Annotated in this window: 14 protein-coding genes; 9 read left to right on the forward strand and 5 right to left on the reverse strand. The window is 62.3% G+C overall.

All coding sequences use genetic code 11. The annotated features are described in order from the left end of the window. Nucleotides 1-105 precede the first annotated feature (105 nt). A complete protein-coding gene (locus P0D96_RS17870) occupies nt 106-522 on the reverse strand; it encodes a hypothetical protein (protein ID WP_408314598.1) in 417 nt (138 codons plus the stop codon). Between the two features lie 390 nt (nt 523-912). Between P0D96_RS17870 and P0D96_RS17875 the strand changes: the two genes are divergently transcribed. The 3 genes from P0D96_RS17875 to P0D96_RS17885 are packed head-to-tail and all read left to right on the forward strand — an operon-like array spanning nt 913 to nt 4,070. Beyond that, the gene (locus P0D96_RS17875) at nt 913-1,839 is read left to right on the forward strand and encodes an ABC transporter ATP-binding protein (RefSeq protein WP_132383256.1); all 927 of its coding nucleotides are present in this window, start codon (nt 913-915) and stop codon (nt 1,837-1,839) included. After that, complete coding sequence (locus P0D96_RS17880; protein ID WP_408250820.1) at nt 1,836-2,597, forward strand: ABC transporter permease; 762 nt, start codon at nt 1,836-1,838, stop codon at nt 2,595-2,597. The genes P0D96_RS17875 and P0D96_RS17880 overlap by 4 nt, the downstream gene beginning before the upstream one ends. A gap of 57 nt (nt 2,598-2,654) precedes the next feature. Then, complete coding sequence (locus P0D96_RS17885) at nt 2,655-4,070, forward strand: amidase (protein WP_408314600.1); 1,416 nt, start codon at nt 2,655-2,657, stop codon at nt 4,068-4,070. A gap of 129 nt (nt 4,071-4,199) precedes the next feature. Here the strand turns inward: P0D96_RS17885 and P0D96_RS17890 are convergent, their stop codons facing one another. Further along, entirely contained in the window at nt 4,200-5,201 is a 1,002-nt protein-coding gene (locus P0D96_RS17890) for a helix-turn-helix transcriptional regulator (protein ID WP_408314601.1), read from the reverse strand. A gap of 182 nt (nt 5,202-5,383) precedes the next feature. On the opposite strand from P0D96_RS17890, the gene P0D96_RS17895 reads away from it, so the two are divergent. The 4 genes from P0D96_RS17895 (at nt 5,384) to P0D96_RS17910 (ending at nt 11,863) form a co-directional block, all read left to right on the forward strand. Further along, nucleotides 5,384-6,295, forward strand: a complete 912-nt coding sequence (locus P0D96_RS17895) for a helix-turn-helix domain-containing protein (RefSeq protein ID WP_408314603.1) — start codon at nt 5,384-5,386, stop codon at nt 6,293-6,295. Nucleotides 6,296-6,776: 481 nt separating this feature from the next. After that, on the forward strand, nt 6,777-7,202 hold the full coding sequence (locus P0D96_RS17900) for a DUF3830 family protein (protein WP_132382068.1): 426 nt from the start codon (nt 6,777-6,779) through the stop codon (nt 7,200-7,202). Between the two features lie 305 nt (nt 7,203-7,507). Continuing rightward, nucleotides 7,508-8,728, forward strand: coding sequence for a sensor histidine kinase (locus P0D96_RS17905; RefSeq protein ID WP_408314604.1), 1,221 nt, complete (start codon nt 7,508-7,510; stop codon nt 8,726-8,728). Nucleotides 8,729-9,094: 366 nt separating this feature from the next. Continuing rightward, nucleotides 9,095-11,863 carry a YadA-like family protein gene (locus P0D96_RS17910; RefSeq protein WP_408314606.1) on the forward strand — a complete coding sequence of 923 codons (2,769 nt, stop codon included), beginning with the start codon at nt 9,095-9,097 and terminating at the stop codon, nt 11,861-11,863. 198 nt (nt 11,864-12,061) lie between these two features. Here the strand turns inward: P0D96_RS17910 and P0D96_RS17915 are convergent, their stop codons facing one another. The 3 genes from P0D96_RS17915 to shiA form a co-directional block, all read right to left on the reverse strand. After that, nucleotides 12,062-12,190 (reverse strand): MFS transporter small subunit, encoded by a 129-nt coding sequence (locus P0D96_RS17915; protein WP_408176934.1) that lies wholly within the window; start codon nt 12,188-12,190, stop codon nt 12,062-12,064. 10 nt (nt 12,191-12,200) lie between these two features. Next, nucleotides 12,201-13,604 carry an L-lactate MFS transporter gene (locus tag P0D96_RS17920; RefSeq protein WP_408314608.1) on the reverse strand — a complete coding sequence of 468 codons (1,404 nt, stop codon included), beginning with the start codon at nt 13,602-13,604 and terminating at the stop codon, nt 12,201-12,203. A gap of 355 nt (nt 13,605-13,959) precedes the next feature. Continuing rightward, nucleotides 13,960-15,279, reverse strand: coding sequence for a shikimate transporter (shiA, locus tag P0D96_RS17925; RefSeq protein ID WP_408314609.1), 1,320 nt, complete (start codon nt 15,277-15,279; stop codon nt 13,960-13,962). Between the two features lie 363 nt (nt 15,280-15,642). On the opposite strand from shiA, the gene P0D96_RS17930 reads away from it, so the two are divergent. Further along, nucleotides 15,643-15,861: a hypothetical protein gene (locus P0D96_RS17930; RefSeq protein WP_132382080.1), complete on the forward strand. Its 219-nt coding sequence runs from the start codon at nt 15,643-15,645 to the stop codon at nt 15,859-15,861. Further along, nucleotides 15,839-16,558 (forward strand): GntR family transcriptional regulator, encoded by a 720-nt coding sequence (locus P0D96_RS17935; protein ID WP_132382082.1) that lies wholly within the window; start codon nt 15,839-15,841, stop codon nt 16,556-16,558. Before P0D96_RS17930 ends, P0D96_RS17935 begins: the two co-directional genes overlap by 23 nt. The last annotated feature ends 409 nt before the right edge of the window (nt 16,559-16,967 follow it).

Here is a 16,967-nt window from a genome sequence, read left to right on the forward strand (position 1 = left end):
TTTCCCCCCCCCCCCCCCCCCCCCCCCCGCGCGCGCGGCCCCCCCCCCCCCCCCCCCCCCCGCCCCGGTTCGAACCGAGTGACTCAATGTGTTAGCAGCCGTGTTTTACTGGCCGTTTTGCATCGTGCCGCCGGTTCCGTTATTCAGGCCATTACCGGTGCCGCCGCGCGTGCCGTTGTTCATGCCGTTACCCATGCCGCTGTTCGATCGGTTCATCGATGGGCTATTCGGCGTCGCGCCGGTGCCCGTCCCCAAGCCACCGCCGGTGCCGGTCACGCCCGGCGAACCGTAGCCCGAATCGCTCGGGCTCTTCATCGATCCGGCGCCGACGCCGGGCGCTGCGGTCCCGCCCGCGCCACCGGTGGTGCCGCCGCCCGCGCCCACGCCGGTACCGCCACCGCCCGCACCTCCGCCGCCCGCACCTCCGCCGCCACCGGCGCCACCGCCAGCCTGCGCATAAGCGCCGCCCGACAGTGCCATCACGAGCGCCGAAGCGAAAATTGTCTTGGTAATGCGTTTCATGGTTCACCTCCATAGAGTCGGTTTGATGTCACGCAAGCGCCTGTCGCTCACATGCATGGACTGCCGCAAGCGGTGTGCCTCGCTTGAGCGTGTTCCGCGCGAACATGGGGCCGCGGCAGCATGCCGGTGATCGAGCATGGGGCGTTCCCGGTGTCGCGTGATCAAACCGATATGGAAACCGAACTATTTTGCAGTGCAGCGAAACAGATTCAGCGTGCGCGTCTTGCCATGCCGTTGCGGCCCGCCTTTCGTCCACCTCGACCCCACGTGGTTTCGGTGCGCTGCCGGGATGCGCTGCACGCTTTCGCACTTTCCATTACATTGCGGGTGCGGTGGCGCTTTAGCATCGCTCCCTCCAATCAAACAACGGTGTCTGCCATCGTCGATTCCATGCAGCCAATCGTCTCAGTCACGAACCTGTCGAAAACCTATGCCACCGGTTTTCATGCACTCAAAAACATCAATCTGGCCATCAACCGCGGGGAAATCTTCGCTTTGCTCGGTCCGAACGGCGCGGGCAAAACGACCCTCATCAGCATCATCTGCGGCATAGTCAACGCAAGCGTTGGCAGCGTGACGGTGGACGGCCGCGACATCGCGACCGACTATCGCGGCGCGCGCTCGCTGATCGGCCTCGTGCCGCAGGAGTTGACCACCGACTCGTTCGAAACCGTCTGGGCGACCGTCTCGTTCAGCCGCGGACTGTTTGGCAAGCCGAAAAACCCGGCCTACGTCGAAAAGGTGTTGCGCGACCTGTCGCTGTGGGAAAAGCGCGATAGCAAGATCATCACGCTCTCGGGCGGCATGAAGCGGCGTGTGCTGATCGCCAAGGCGCTCTCGCACGAACCGCGTGTGCTGTTCCTCGACGAACCGACCGCCGGCGTGGACGTGGAGTTGCGCCGCGACATGTGGAAGCTGGTGCGCTCGCTCGCCGAGAGCGGCGTGACGATCATCCTCACCACGCACTATATCGACGAGGCCGAGGAAATGGCCGACCGCATCGGCGTGATCAGCGGCGGTGAGATCATGCTGGTGGAAGAGAAAACGGAGCTGATGCGCAAGCTCGGCAAGAAGCAACTGACCCTGCAACTGGAGAGCCCGCTCGCGCAAGTGCCGGTCTCGCTGACCGGCTATGGGCTCGACGTCGCGAAGGGCGGCACCGAGCTGATCTACACCTACGAAGGCGAGGGCGGCCGCACCGACATCATCGCGCTGCTCAAGGCGCTCGACGATGCCGGCATCCGCTTCAAGGACCTGCACACCACGCAAAGTTCGCTCGAAGACATCTTCGTCAGTCTGCTCCGAGGTGACCAATGAATATCTACGCAATTCGCGCGATCTACAAGTTCGAGATGGCGCGCACCTGGCGCACGCTGATGCAGAGCATCATCGCGCCGGTGATTTCGACTTCGCTTTACTTCGTCGTGTTCGGCGCGGCGATCGGTTCGCGCATCAAGGAAGTGGACGGTATCAGTTACGGCGCGTTCATCGTGCCGGGTTTGATCATGCTGTCGCTGTTGTCGCAAAGCATTTCGAATGCGTCGTTCGGGATTTACTTTCCGCGCTTTACGGGCACCATTTACGAGTTGTTGTCGGCGCCGGTGTCGTATCTGGAAATCGTCGTGAGTTACGTGGGCGCGGCGGCCACCAAATCGATTCTGCTCGGGCTGATCATTCTCGCGACCGCGGGCTTGTTCGTGCCGCTGCAAGTGCAGCATCCGTTCTGGATGATCCTGTTTCTCGTGCTCACGGCGGTCACGTTCAGTCTGCTCGGTTTTATTATCGGCATCTGGGCGGATAGCTTCGAGAAGCTGCAGCTCGTGCCGCTCCTGATCATCACGCCGCTGACTTTTCTCGGCGGCAGTTTCTATGCGGTCAATATGCTGCCGCCGTTCTGGAGGGTCGTGACGCTGTTCAACCCAATCGTCTATCTGGTGAGCGGATTTCGCTGGAGCTTTTATGGTCTCGCCGATGTGAATATCGAGGTGAGCCTTGGCATGACCGCGCTTTTTCTGGCGGTGTTTTTGTTGATCGTTGCGTGGATCTTCAAGACCGGTTATCGGCTCAAGACCTGATAGGCCGCGCGTCATGCGAAACTCACGGACACCCCCAACACGGAGCCGATAGCCATTATGTCCGTCGACCTGAGTCTGATTGAGCGAAGCGCGTGCGAAGTCGTCGATCTGTTGCGTGAGGAAGCGGTGAGTCCGCACGACCTGCTCGACACGCTCGCCGCGCAGGTGGCGCGCGTCGAACCGCAGGTCAACGCGCTGCCCACGCTCTGTTTCGAGCGTGCGCACGCGCATGCCGATGCGCTGCTGAAGAAGCCCGTGGCCGAGCGCGGCTTGCTGTGCGGCCTGCCGGTGCCGATCAAGGATCTGACCGACGTGGCGGGCGTGCGCACCACACGCGGTTCGCTGGTCTACCGCGACCGTGTGCCGGAAACGTCGGATGCCGGCGTGACCTTGCTCGAAGCGCACGGCGGCGTGGTCTACGCAAAATCCAACACGCCGGAGTTCGGCTCCGGCGGCCATACGTATAACAGCGTGTTCGGCGTGACGCGCAATCCGTGGAACCTGTCGCGTTCGGCTGGCGGCTCGTCCGGCGGCGCGGCGGCCGCGCTGGCGTCAGGCACCGCGTGGGTCGCGCAGGGCTCCGATCTGGCCGGATCGCTGCGCACGCCGTCTGCATTCTGCGGCGTGGTCGGCGTGCGTCCGACGCCGGGTCGCGTCTCGTACGGCCCGGTGGCCAATCCCTACGACACACTTGGCATTCACGGACCGATGGCGCGCAACGTGACCGACGCGGCGCTGCTGCTCGACGCGATGTGCGGCGAAGTCGACGGCGCGCCGTTGTCGCTGCGTGAGCCGGCGACCTCGTTCCTCGAGCATGCGCGCCGGCCGCAACGGCCAGCGCGTGTGGCATTCAGCGAAGGACTCGGCATCGCCACCGTCGAGCCGGAAATCCTGGCGATCTGCCGCAAGACGATGGATCGGCTCGCGGCGGCGGGCGTCGGCGTGGAGGAGAGCGATCTCGACCTGAGCGCGGCGACACAGGCGTTTCACACGCTGCGCGGCATTGCCTACGCGACGAACTACGAAGACGTGCTGGCGCAGCACCGCGACGTGCTGAATCCCAACGTGATCTGGAACATCGAGTTCGGTCTGCAACTGGACAACCGTGCGATGCGTTCGGCACAGCGCACGCGCGCGGAACTCTTCTACAAGCTGAATGCGCTGCTGCAGCGCCATGACGTGCTGATCTGTCCGGCCTCGATCGTGCTGCCGTTTCCGGTCGAAGCACGCGATGTCCGTGACGCGGTCGGCCAGCACTTCGAGACCTACATCGACTGGCTCGCGATCACTTATGCACTGACGCTCACCGGCATGCCGGTCATGGCGATCCCGTGCGGGATGAGTGCGAGCGGGCTGCCTGTCGGTATCCAGATCGTCGGTAAGCCGCGTGGCGAGGCGGCGTTGCTCTCGGCGGCGAGCGCAATCGAAGAGATCATCGGCACGTGGGCCACGGGCAAGCCGCCAGTCTTTTGAACGTCAACCTGCGTACGATGCGCGGCGTGTGAGCCGCGTGAGGAAAAGGGTTGAGGGCCGGGTGAGGCGTGCGTGAAGATCGCGCCGTGGCCGGCACCCCAACGGGCGTGGCGGCCGCGACGCCAGCCTTTACGTCACATACGCCTGCGCGACGTTGATCAACTGCACGCGGTTGCGCACGTTGAACAACTGCCGCAGACGGCGCAAGTGGTAGTCGACGTTGTGCGGCGACAGCCCGAGGAAGTAGGCAATCTCCTTGTCCCGCTGACCCTGCACGACCGCCTTCAGCACCGCATGCTGCAACTCGCTCAGCGTGACGCGCTGCTGCTGCGCGGGCGCGATGCCGATCACGCTCTTCGCGTGCGTCCAGATGAACTCATGGATCGTGTGCGCGAACATCAGCGTCTCGGCCACGATCGATTCGGTCATCCAGCGCGGATTGCCGATCTCCGAATTGAAGCACAGGCTCGCGCTCAGCTCCGGCTCGGGGAGCGGCATCTGCGTGAGAATGCCGCTTTTGCGCCCAGTCGCCTCCAGCAAGTCGATCAGCCCGCCGAGCCGTTCGCTGCGCATTTGCGCACGCGGCAGGTCGGCGCGCATGTCGGCCGTATTCCAGAGGAACGGCATGCCGGTCGGCGAGGCGAGTGCCACGCGCGGGTCGAGCTCGAAATAACGCTCGCGGAAATAACGCGTGAGCCAGCTTTGCGACTCGTAGCTGGTCAGCACGAACATCGTCTTGTGATGCGCCGACGTGCGCGTGGCCGAATAGCTGAAAGAGTCGAAGCCGAGTTGCTTGATGCGCTGCCGCACGAATTCGATGCGGTCCTGCGCGCTGCCAAAACGCACCAGCGGACTGATGACCGGTGCGGCGCGGCGCGCCGCGGGCGAGGGTGTGCCGATCTCCTCCTCGGTGAAGAGTGTGAGAAAACCTGTGGGCGCCACGCCTGTTGCGGTGCGGCTGGATGCCCTGGATGCTTCAGCCGCGTGGGCTGATTTCTCGAGTTGCCGCGTGCCGGCCGGGTAAGCCGGTTGGGCGGTAACCGCCGAGTTGTATGCTGCCGACGCGTGCCCGGCTTCACCTTGCGGCGAGCCGGTCAGCCAATGCGGCAGCGTATCGCATTCGTGTTCCATGAAACGGTAGCTCCGGCGTTCGAAACGCGTGAAAGACGACAACCTGAATGATTAGCTATTTCCAAAAATTGCGGTAGCCGGTTCCTTGCTATCATTTTTGAGTTCTTGCTCCGACAGCGGATTGGCAACGCGGGTATGGCAGGGTTCACTCTTCATATGGCACCTCCCTGGGAATGGACGTGATGGCACGAATTCCAAAACTCACAACGACGCTCGCCTACGACCGCTACATGGCGGGCCAGAAACTGGTGTCGAGCGTGGATCGCCCGTGGCGGCACCTGGTGCTGCGTTCCTATCTCGAACCGGCCGAGCAGGAACTGCTGGAAGCGCCCGGCTTGCAGGACCTCACGCTGATGACCCTCGCGAGCGGCGCCGAGCACCTCGAGCGCAACCTGAACGGGCGCTGGGAAAGCGCCGATCTGCGGATGGGCGACGTCTGGTTCGTGCCGCCCGCGCCGATCTCGTGGCGCTGGCGTTCGATCAGCGATGAGCCGCTGTCGACCGTCCATTTGCACATCGAGCGCAGCCTGATCGACAGCGTCGCCGATCAGATGGAGCTCGGCGGCTCCCGCGAGCTGTCGCTCGGCGACGCGATGCGGTTTCGTGATCCGTTGATCGCCGCGATGCTTGCTGCATTGCATCGCGCCGCCGCCGATCCGGCCGACTCGCGCCTGTATGTCGATGCGCTGGTTCACGCGCTCGCCGCGCACCTGTTGCAGCACTATTCGCGCGGCCGCCCCGCGTTGGCCGGATTGCTGGCGCGCCCGGAACGCCTCGTGCCGCGCCGGATCCGCCGTGTAACCGATTACATTCGCGCCAATCTCGCCGAGGATCTGGCGATCAGCGAACTGGCCGCACAGGCGGGGTTAAGCAGCTTTCATTTTGCGCGTGTGTTTCGCCGCGAGACCGGCGAGACGCCGCATCAGTACGTATCGCGATTGCGGCTCGAGGAAGCGGCGCGGCTATTGCGTGCCACCGATCAGACCGTGCTGCAGATTGCGATCGCGGTTGGTTTCGAGAATGCCAGTCATTTCTCCGTGCAGTTCAAGCGTGACTACGGCGTGACGCCGCTCGCTTACCGGCTGCGCGGCTGAAGTACGGATTGCGCGGCTGGAAGTGGCCGGCTGGTCAGCCCGGCAATCGCGGGACGGCGGCGGACGGTTCGAGGCAGTCCGATGAGTACACTCGGAGCCTCGCCGCTTTCGTCGCCGGGCAATGCTGCGGCCCCTGTCTCTGACGGCAGACAGGGTTGGGTCGCCGGAAGGTACAGTCCGATGAGCCGCCTTGGGGGAATCACGCACTTTGCGCAGTGTGCTGCGCATTGCGCGGCTTGCAAACTACGAACTTTCGTGGCGCTCGGGCGGTTGGACCTGGCATGCGTGTGCCGTTGTGGCTTGCCGGGCGGTATTCGCACAAGAAAACAGTACTGGTCCAACTGGCCTGACCAGTCGAACGGCAACTGTATCTGTCGAAGCCTTGCATCGGACGACAGAATGATGTGCCTACGGCCTGGCTCCGCCTTGCGTCAAACCTCCGACCGACCACTCCATTCACCCTCACACTGGAAACCTGGCGATGACCCGACTCCGAATCACCTCCTGTGGCCATGTCTTTACCGCCGAAACCCATCCGGACGCGCCGCAAACCGTGGCCGCCTTCCTGAAGCTCCTGCCGTACCGGCAGAAGATCATTCATGTGCGCTGGAGCGGCGAAGGCTGCTGGGTGCCGCTTGGCGACTTCAAGCTCGAGAACGACGGCGCGGCGGTCGGCTTCGAAAATCACACGAGCCATCCGTCGGTCGGCGACATCCTGTTCTACCCCGGCGGCTACAGCGAAACCGAGATCATTCTCGCGTACGGTTCGTGCTGCTTCGCGAGCAAACTGGGACAACTTGCGGGCAATCACTTCCTGACCATTGTCGAAGGCAAGGAGAAGCTGCGCGAACTCGGCACCAAGGTGTTGTGGGAAGGCGCGCAAGACGTGTTGTTCGAAAAGATCTGAAGCAGTGGCGCCGGGTCGCGCAAGGGGGAGACGTTCGGGCGGCTCTTGAGGGGACTTTCTTTGTGAGACCCTCACGGAGGCTTTCTTTGCGGCGCACTACTGCGGACGCGTCCTAACCCTGGTTAATTTTTATTCCGTAAATCGCGCATACTGGAGGCGCCCGGGCGGCTTGTGAAGCGCTCACCTTCTGCCTCCTGAGCGCGGTTTGCAGTCCATGCGGACGCGTTAGGTACGCTCCGAAAGCAGTTCTTTGGAGCCGGCGCGGAACACCTATTTTCGCCGCCATGCGGCGCCAGGTCTCGCACATGACGGACTCGCACGTACTGCCGCTTACCGCTTTCGCCACACAGTTGCGCCTGCAACAGGTCGATCTGACCGAACGCTGGATGAAGGCCGTCTTTCACGACGCCGAATTGACCGAATCCGACCGGCTGACCTACGAGCAACTGGCCGATCACATCCCGAACATCCTCGACGAAATCTGCAGCGTGCTGGAGAACCAGGATCTCGACCATGTCGAGAGCGCGATCGAACGCGACGCGCGCCTGCACGGCAAATTGCGCTGGAAGCAGGGCTACCGGATCGACGAACTGGTGCGCGAGCTCGATCTGTTCCGGCAGATGCTGACCGGCGCGATCGTCGAATTCAGCGAAGCGCGGCCGTATTTCACGCGGCGTCATGAGGAGCGGGCGCGGCATTTCATCGACGAAGCCGTCAGCTTTGTCACGCTGACCTCGATCCGCGAGGTCGTCAACGAGCGCGACCGGAAGATCGACGACTACACCGGACGCCTCGAACGCGCGAATCACGAACTGACGCTCAAGCAACGGCTGGTCGGCGATCTGTACGAGTCGCGCATGCAGATCACGCGTAGCGTCGTGCACGATTTGCGCAACTTTCTCAACGTGTTTTCGATGGCGCTGCAACTGATCAGTCGCGCGCCGTCCAAGATCGAGACCGCGCTCGCGCTCGCGAACCGTCAGGCAGCCGATATGAAAACACTGGTCGACGAACTGGTCGAATACTCGGTCGTGCTCGGCGACGACAGTCCCCTCGTGCTGGAAACCTTCGCGCTGCGCGAGCTGTTCGACGAACTGGTGATTTCGTGCGAAAGCGCGATCGAAGCGAAAGGGCTGCGCCTTCTGACTGCCTTCGACGGGGCGTTGGATATGGTCGTCTCCAATCGACTCAAACTCAAGCAGGTCGCGCTCAACCTGTTGACCAACGCGGCCAAATACACGAAGGCCGGTCAGGTCGAATTGAGCATGACGGCCGCGGAAGACGATCGCTGGCGCCTGCGCGTGTCGGATACCGGGGTGGGCATCGGCGCGTCGGACCGGGAACGCGTGTTCAAGGAGTTCGAGCGCGCCGCCGATGACGACGTTCCAGGCGCCGGCCTGGGCCTCGCGATCGTCAAGGAACTGTGCCGGGTGCTGGAGGGCGAAATTCGTTTCGACTCGCAGGAAGGCGAAGGGACGATCTTCGAGATCAGTTTTCCGATGCGCTTGCAGGCGGTGGATGGGTGATAGGGTTATTCGGCGTTTGTCCGTTTAAGGGTTTGGGCGGTAATTCTTAATTGAACAATGCTTTATTTAAGAATAACAAAAACTTCCACTTAATTCCGCCTAATACACAGTCCGTGCACATTGAGACGTTTGGCATTTCGCGTCTTAAATGGACTACGCCTTTGAGCTAATTCGAGCTAAAAAATAGCTTTTAAGAATTTGCCGTATTCCGCGTAATCGGGGCATGACGGCAAACTGTGCGCTTCGCTTTTGTCGGCCAAGTGAAAGCGCAATGCCATCTCAAGTTTTTACTGATTTCTCTTTAATAGTTAGGATGACATAAGAAAAATCTTGGCGTACGCTGCTTTAAGAAAAAGATTGGGAGGAATGTTGAACAAGTCTTATAGGACCGTATGGAACAACGCGACCCGCACATACGCGTCGGCGTCCGAGGTGGCGAAAAGTCGCGGTGCGAAAGGGGCTTCGGTACGCGGGGCGCTGATGGCCGCCGGAACCAGTCTGTTTGGCGTCCTGGTGGTGGCTTCGCCTGCGAGAGCGGCGGAGGAGTCGCCCAACCCGATCATGAATGCGCCTGTCCAATGGGATGCCGACACGCTGACGACCGTCTCCCAGCCGCCCGAATCCGGCGTGGCCCGTTCGAAAACGCTGACTCTGGGAGCCGCCGCGTTGACGGACGCAGTACCGGTCACCCAATACATTGCTGTGAGTTCGTTCACTACGCCGGCTTTGACGACGTCCGCGTCGGGGGGAGAAAACGCAATGGCGATTGGCGTCGGTGCGATGGCCATCGACGACAATGCGCTCGCAGTCGGTACGAGTTCCGGCGCTGCGCGTAGCAACACGACCGCGGTCGGCGCGGGCGCAGCAGCGTTGGCGCCTTATGCGACGGTGGTGGGCGCCGGCGCGACGTCCAACTATTTCGCCGAGAATGGTGTTGCAATCGGCTACATGGCAGCCGTTCAGAATGTCAACGCGGTGGCTATCGGGACAAACGTCCAGACGGACGCCGTAGACTCGATCGCAGCCGGCAGCGGTGCCTGGATCACGGCGGCCGCAGCGAAAGCGATCGCGTTCGGTTCCGGCTCGAAGGCTACCGCAGCGGGTTCCGTAGCGCTCGGTGCGGATTCCGTCGCGGACCGATCGAATACCGTCTCAGTCGGCAATGCCGCGCTGCAACGGCAGATCACCAATGTTGCAGCCGGTATCCAGGGTAACGATGCCGCTAACGTCACACAGTTGAAGGGCATGGCGGCCGTACTGGGAGGCGGCACGGACGTTGCCGCTGACGGAACGATCGCAAAGCCTGTCTACAAAGTCAGCGGGAAGATATACAACGACGTCGGCTCCGCGCTCGCGGCCGCCGTCACGACCAGTACTCAGGCCAGCGCGGATTCTGTCCAGTACGATTCGAGCTCACACAGCGCCGTCACGTTGGGCGGCACCGCCGCGCCGGTTCGGCTCACCAACGTGCGCGCCGCGAATCTCGCTGCCAACAGTTCGGACGCCGTCAACGGCGCGCAGCTGTTCACCACGAATCAGGCCGTCGCGCAGAACACGGGCAGCATCACGAACCTCGATCAGCGCGTTACGGATAACACGACGAACATCAGCAATCTCGACCAGCGCGTCACGGATAACACGACGAACATCAGTAATCTCGATCGGCGCACCACGACGATCGAAGGCGACGTGAGCAACATCACCAACCAGATCACCAATGGCGAGATCGGGCTCGTTCAGCAGGATCAGACGTCGCGTATTCTCACCGTGGCGAAAGGCACGGATGGCGCCCGCGTCGATTTCACCGGTACCGGCGGCGCACGCGAGCTGACCGGGATTGCGGCGGGCACCACCGATGCATCCGCGGTCAATCTCGGCCAGTTCAAACCGATGGTGGCCGCGTTGGGCGGCGGCGCCCAGATCAACGCCGATGGTTCTGTGACCGGCCCGAGCTATCACATGCAGGGCGGCACACAAACCACCGTCGGCGACGCGCTCGGCTCGCTCGACAACGGCCTCACCACCTTGCAGCAGAACATGGCGACCGGCGGCATTGGCATGATCACGCAGGATCCGGTGTCGCGTGTCATCAATGTCGGTGCAATCACGGACGGCAATCTGATCAACCTGGCCGGCACGGCGGGCAACCGCGTCGTCACAGGCGTGGCAGCCGGCGCGGTCGCTCCGGCCAGCAGCGACGCGGTCAACGGTTCGCAACTGTATGCGCAGTCGGCGGGCACGGCGGTGGCGCTCGGCGGCGGGTCGACCGTCAACGCGGACGGTTCGGTGACGGCGCCGTCGTATCGCGTGGGCGGCACGGTCGTGAACAACGTCGGCAACGCGATCACCAACCTGGACGGCCGCGTCACGCAGAACAGCAGCGACATTGCCGGTCTGCAGACCACCGTTGGCAACCTTGGCGGGGCGGTCGCGAATGCGGTGCAGTACGACAGTTCGGCGCATGACAGGATCACGCTAGGCGGCACGGCGGCCAATGCGCCGAAAGTACAACTGACCAATCTGCAGGACGGCACGCTATCGGCCACCAGCACCGATGCAGTGACCGGTGCTCAACTCTGGAACACCAATCAGACTGTCAGCAGTCTTAGTCAGCAGATCAACGTGGTGCAGAACAGTCAGACCACCGGCAGTCCCTATGTCGCCGTCAGCAGTTCGGGTAACGCGGCTCAGGCGATCGGCAACGGTTCGGTGGCGATTGGCGGCGGCGCCAAAGCGTCCGCGCCGAACTCGGTGGCGATCGGCGAGGGGTCGGTAGCCGATGTGACGAACACGGTGTCTGTCGGCTCGTCCGGCAGCGAGCGCCGCATCACCAACGTCGCGGCAGGCCAGACGCCCACCGATGCAGTGAATATGCAGCAGTTCCAGGGCGGCCTGAGCAACATTGCACGCGCCGCCTACACCGGGACGGCGTCCGCTATTGCATTGACCATGGTGCCGGAAGTGGACGCGACCAAAAATCTCGCGATCGGTGTCGGAACGGCCGGGTATAAGGGTTATCAGGCCGTAGCGGTCGGCGTGTCGGCGCGTGTCACGCAGAACCTGAAAGTGAAGCTGGGTGCCGGCATTAGCTCAGCCACGACGACAGTGGGTGCCGGTGCGGCCTACCAGTGGTAACGCAAGGGAGGTCATTCGCCGCACCCGAGCGGCGCGGGCATCAATTCCGCCACGACCGCGCTCACGGCCGGCGCGGCGTCTCAATGGAAACAGGGAGACGGGAGATCGGCGCGTTTGACATGCATCGGTAGACAGTCAGCGAGTCATGCTCGCTGCAAGCACCCCGCGCGCTGAACGCGCGGGGTTGCCGTACGACATTTACTTGAAGAGCTTCATCGCCTGCGAGAGCGTATTGACGACGCCCCATGCCAGCGGCAGCGTCACATACAGCCAGAAGACGGCGAGTTTGGCCTTGCTGGTCTGATTCCCTGCTTGAACGGTCGACATGCGAGTCTCCTTAAGCGCCTTTGGCGAGTTGTGCGTCGGTCATGTGGTGCTTGTCGTCCACGCGCTTGACCAGCAGGTTGCAGACGAAGCCGACTACAAGCAGCACGGCCATGATGTGAACGGTCATCGTGTAGGCGTCCGCCTTGGCGACGCCTTGCGCGACTTCATAGGCGCGAATGTAGTTCACCAGCACCGGACCGGCGACGCCCGCCGCGGCCCACGCCGTCAGCAGACGGCCGTGAATGCCGCCGACGAACGCCGTGCCGAACATGTCTGCGAGATAGGCCGGCACGGTGGAAAAGCCGCCGCCGTACATCGTCAGGATCACGCAGTAGGCGAGCACGAAGAGAGCGATGTGACCGGACGCAGCGAAGCCCGGCACGAGGTAATACAGCACCGCGCCGAGCGCGAAGAAGATGAAGTAGGTGTTCTTGCGGCCGATCCAGTCCGACGCCGACGCCCACACGAAACGGCCGCCCATGTTGAAGAGCGACAGCAGGCCAACGAAACCGGCTGCCGCGGCTGCCGACACCGTGTCCTTGAAGCTCTCCTGAATCATCACCGAGGCCTGGCCGAGAATGCCGATGCCGGCCGTCACGTTCAGGAACAGCACGAGCCAGATCAGATAGAACTGCGGCGTCTTCAACGCCTGATCGATATGCACATGGTTGCGCGAGATCATCTTGCTCTGGCTGGTGGCGCCCGGCGTCCAGCCGGCCGGCTTCCAGTCCGCCGGCGGCACGCGGATCGCGAGTGCGCCAATCGTCATCGAGATGAAGTAGGCGATGCCGAGCACGACGAACGTCTCAGCCACGCCGATGCTGCTTGCGCTGCGGAAGTGGTTCATCAACGCCACCGACAACGGCGCGGCGATCATCGCGCCGCCGCCGAAGCCCATGATCGCCATGCCGGTCGCCATGCCGCGGCGATCCGGGAACCAGCGGATCAGCGTGGACACCGGCGACACGTAGCCGAGGCCCAGCCCGATTCCGCCGATCACACCGTAGCCGAGATAGAGCAGCACGATCTGATGCAGATACACGCCGAGCGCCGAAACCAGGAAGCCGCCGCCGAAGCAGCATGCGGCGGTAAACATCGTGCGGCGCGGGCCGACGCGTTCGAGCCACTTGCCGGCGAAGGCCGCCGACAAACCGAGGAACACGATCGCCAGCGAAAAGATCCAGCCGAGCGACGTCAGCGACCAGTCATCCGCGCTGGATTGCGTAATGCCGATGACCTTGGTCAGCGGGCCGTTGAACACCGAGAAGGCATACGCCTGGCCGATACAGAGGTGGACGGCAAGGGCCGCAGGCGGAACCATCCAGCGCGAAAAACCTGGCTTCGCAACGGTGGCCTGTTTGGAAAAGAAGGGGGCGGAGCCTGAATTCCCGCTAGGCTCGGTGATACTGCTCATGGTCGGTCTCCGGGGTGACGAATTAGTTGTTATCGGCGCTTCACACCAATGCTTTAGGTCTCGCGGCGTAAAAATTGTGGTTTTTGGTGCCGTCGATATATGTAATTAAGGTGCATATGGTGTGCACGAATTCGCGCCAAAATCAGCTTCGTCGAACGATAGGGCGCGATCAAGCCCTTGGCAATATGAGATGCAAATACATAAGGTGTTTGCCTGGTGAAACACGACCGTAATTTGTCGAATCGCGGCTTGGCAATGAGGCTGTCCGGAATAAGCTACCGAACGCTCAAAGCAAAGCGGGCCGGCAATGGCATCTTTCGCCACGCCGGCCCGCTTATCAGTGATCGAGGGAAACTCAGTCGACGGTGCGCCCGGTCTTCATCTTGGCCGCCACGAGCACCGAGATCAGGCAGCCGACGGCCAGATACGCCGCCACCGGATGCCACGAGCCGCCGGCAAAGCTGACCAGCGCCACCGCGATGAACGGCGTGAAGCCGCCGCCGACCACGCTCGCCACCTGATAACCCACGCCCGCGCCGCTGTAACGGTACTCGGTGCCGAAGAGTTCGGTGAACATGGGCTGCTGGACGCTCACCACCATGTCGTGCGCGATGTTGGCGAGCATGACGGCGAACACCACGATCCACACCGTCGAGCGTGCTTCGAGCGCGAGGAAGAACGGCACCGCGCTCAGCATGCCGACCAGCGCGCCGACGATATACACGCGGCGGCGGCCGAAACGGTCTGCCAGCAACGCGAAGCACGGGATCGTCACGCAACTCAGCGCGCCCACCAACAGACCGATGGTGAGGAAGAACTCGCGCGGCATATGCAGATTGGCCGTCGAGTAGTTCAGTGCGAATGCGGTCACGATATACATCGTGAACAACTCGGCCAGACGCAGTGCGATGATCAGCAGGAACGCCTTCGGGTGGCGCAGCAAGGCTTCGACGATCGGCAGTCGCACGCTGCGCTCACCGTGCTTGCCGACTTTCTCGACGAACTCTTTCGACTCTTCCATGCTCGAGCGGATCCACAGCGCGATCAGCACCAGCACCACGCTGAACAGGAAGGGCAGGCGCCAGCCCCAACTCAGGAACGAGGCGTTGTCCATCGAACGGCTGATCAGCGCGACCAGTCCGGTCGAGAGTACGAGGCCCACGCCGTAGCCGACTTGCACGCCGCTGCTATAGAACGCTTTCTTCTTCTCCGGCGCGCTTTCGACCGCCATCAATGCCGCGCCGCCCCATTCGCCGCCCACCGCGAAGCCCTGGATCGCGCGCAGGGTCACGAGCAGCACCGGCGCCCACCAGCCGATGGCGGAGAACGACGGCAGCAGGCCGATCGCGGCGGTCGACAGACCCATCATCATCACCGTGAGCACCAGCATGCGCTTGCGTCCGAGCCGGTCGCCGTAGTGTCCGAACACGAAGCCGCCGAGCGGACGGAACAGAAAGCCGACGCCGAAGGTGGCGAACGCGGCCAGCGTGCCCATCGCCGGGCTGACTTTTGGGAAAAACTCGGAGTTGAAAACGAGCGCGGCGACGATGCCGTACAGCAGGAAGTCGTACCAGTCGACCACGGCGCCGACGAAGCTGCCGAGCGCCGCCTGGCGGGCCTGGCTGCGCGCCTTGCGGTTGTCGACCGTAGCGGCCGTCGGGATGGTGGTACTCATGACAATGTCTCCTTAAAACTCTCGGGCTGCTAGGGGCGGGCGGCGGACACTGGGCTGTGGCCGCTCGCGATCAATTGCAGGATGTGCGAAGGTTAATGATGCGGAGTCGATCCCACAATCCGCATCCGATAGAAATTGCGCGATCATCGGACGCGACTGCGCGAATAGCGCGCGTTTTGCGCGTTTACACCGAGCGCCATGCGTTCGTGCATGGCGATGAACCACCGGGAAGCAGCCCGTGCTACCGTGAGGATGTAATCCTGAAAACAACAGTTATTGATATACTACATACGGAATATTGATTTTTGCGGCAATGCAGCATATGATTGAGTCATTCCTTCACTCAATCATTCGGAGTTACAAATGGAATTTGTTCCTCTTTCGCTGTTCGCCGCTGCTGTTGTTGGTTTGGGCTCTGCCGCCACTGTGCTGTTGACCCGCTGGATTCCGCGGCCGGTCGCCCAGCTTGCAGCGCAACATGGCCGCTTTGTCGGTCTGGGCGAGCAACGCGTGGCAGTGGCAACACCGTATCGTGCGCATGTTAAACAAGAGGCGATGAATGTCGTCAGAACTTCAAACTGAAACAGTGGCCACACCGTTGACGTTGTCATTGCAGCCGATCGGCGCGAGCGCGAGCTTGCGCGATCAGGCGTATGCGATGCTCCGCCAGGCCATTGCCGACGCGGACATCTATCAGAACCGCGAAGAAATCCGTCTCGACGAGCGGGTGCTGAGCGAGTCGCTCGGCGTCAGCCGCACGCCGGTGCGCGAGGCCATGACGCTGCTCGAACAGGAAGGTTTTTTGCGCATGGTGCCGCGGCGCGGCATCTATATCGTGCGCAAGAGCAAGCGCGAAATCGTCGAGATGATCCAGATGTGGGCCGCGCTCGAAAGCATGGCGGCGCGTCTTGCCACCCTGCACGCCACGGACGAGGAAATCGCCCGTCTGCGCCACATGTTCGACAACTTCCGCGACGCCACGCCGGCTGAGCACATCGCCGAGTATTCGGACGCCAATATCGCGTTTCACCAGGCAATCGTCGAGTTGTCCAAGTCGCAGATCATTCTCGACACGATCAAGAACATCTTTATCCACGTGCGCGCGATTCGCCGCATGACCATTTCGCAGAGCGACCGCGCGTCGCGCTCGATCGTCGATCATCTGCGCATTATCGAGGCGCTGGAGCAGCGGGATACCGAACTGGCCGAGCGTCTCACGCGTCAGCATTCGCTGGATCTGGCCGCCTTCGTCGAGGCGAATTGCGATTTTCTGGACTGATGGCTGGCGGCCCAAGGGGCGTCTGATTGGCAAGTTGAACAAGAAGGGCCCGCGGTGGAGACACCGCGGGCCTTTTTTGTTTGCCGTTAAACCAACGTGGCGTGGGGCCGCGCGAGCGATGCGGGATAAACCTCGCTTGACGGTCTTAGAAATATGGTATGTGATATATCAAACGATGCGAGACAACAACCGGCCTCGGTGTTTTCCCTCGAATCGAGGCGACGGCATCGGCACTTTTCCTCGTAACCCTTAGCAGACAAGCAAAAGCAGCAGAACACGAGCCACGAGCATCTGGAAATCCCGATTGATTGAATCTGATATATCACATACGGTATGGTCCAGCTGAGTGGAGTGCAAGGTCGAGACTGTTCGAAGCGGGCGAGTTCACCGATAACCCTTTGCGTAACCG

The organism is Paraburkholderia sp. RL17-347-BIC-D (assembly GCF_046027915.1).
GTDB lineage: Bacteria > Pseudomonadota > Gammaproteobacteria > Burkholderiales > Burkholderiaceae > Paraburkholderia.

Excerpts from the sequence above, each read along its gene's own strand:
- P0D96_RS17870 (WP_408314598.1), bottom strand. The coding sequence starts at position 522 with ATGAAACGCATTACCAAGACAATTTTCGCTTCGGCGCTCGTGATGGCA.
- P0D96_RS17875 (WP_132383256.1), top strand. The coding sequence starts at position 913 with ATGCAGCCAATCGTCTCAGTCACGAACCTGTCGAAAACCTATGCCACC.
- P0D96_RS17880 (WP_408250820.1), top strand. The coding sequence starts at position 1,836 with ATGAATATCTACGCAATTCGCGCGATCTACAAGTTCGAGATGGCGCGC.
- P0D96_RS17885 (WP_408314600.1), top strand. The coding sequence starts at position 2,655 with ATGTCCGTCGACCTGAGTCTGATTGAGCGAAGCGCGTGCGAAGTCGTC.
- P0D96_RS17890 (WP_408314601.1), bottom strand. The coding sequence starts at position 5,201 with ATGGAACACGAATGCGATACGCTGCCGCATTGGCTGACCGGCTCGCCG.
- P0D96_RS17895 (WP_408314603.1), top strand. The coding sequence starts at position 5,384 with ATGGCACGAATTCCAAAACTCACAACGACGCTCGCCTACGACCGCTAC.
- P0D96_RS17900 (WP_132382068.1), top strand. The coding sequence starts at position 6,777 with ATGACCCGACTCCGAATCACCTCCTGTGGCCATGTCTTTACCGCCGAA.
- P0D96_RS17905 (WP_408314604.1), top strand. The coding sequence starts at position 7,508 with ATGACGGACTCGCACGTACTGCCGCTTACCGCTTTCGCCACACAGTTG.
- P0D96_RS17910 (WP_408314606.1), top strand. The coding sequence starts at position 9,095 with ATGTTGAACAAGTCTTATAGGACCGTATGGAACAACGCGACCCGCACA.
- P0D96_RS17915 (WP_408176934.1), bottom strand. The coding sequence starts at position 12,190 with ATGTCGACCGTTCAAGCAGGGAATCAGACCAGCAAGGCCAAACTCGCC.
- P0D96_RS17920 (WP_408314608.1), bottom strand. The coding sequence starts at position 13,604 with ATGAGCAGTATCACCGAGCCTAGCGGGAATTCAGGCTCCGCCCCCTTC.
- shiA (WP_408314609.1), bottom strand. The coding sequence starts at position 15,279 with ATGAGTACCACCATCCCGACGGCCGCTACGGTCGACAACCGCAAGGCG.
- P0D96_RS17930 (WP_132382080.1), top strand. The coding sequence starts at position 15,643 with ATGGAATTTGTTCCTCTTTCGCTGTTCGCCGCTGCTGTTGTTGGTTTG.
- P0D96_RS17935 (WP_132382082.1), top strand. The coding sequence starts at position 15,839 with ATGTCGTCAGAACTTCAAACTGAAACAGTGGCCACACCGTTGACGTTG.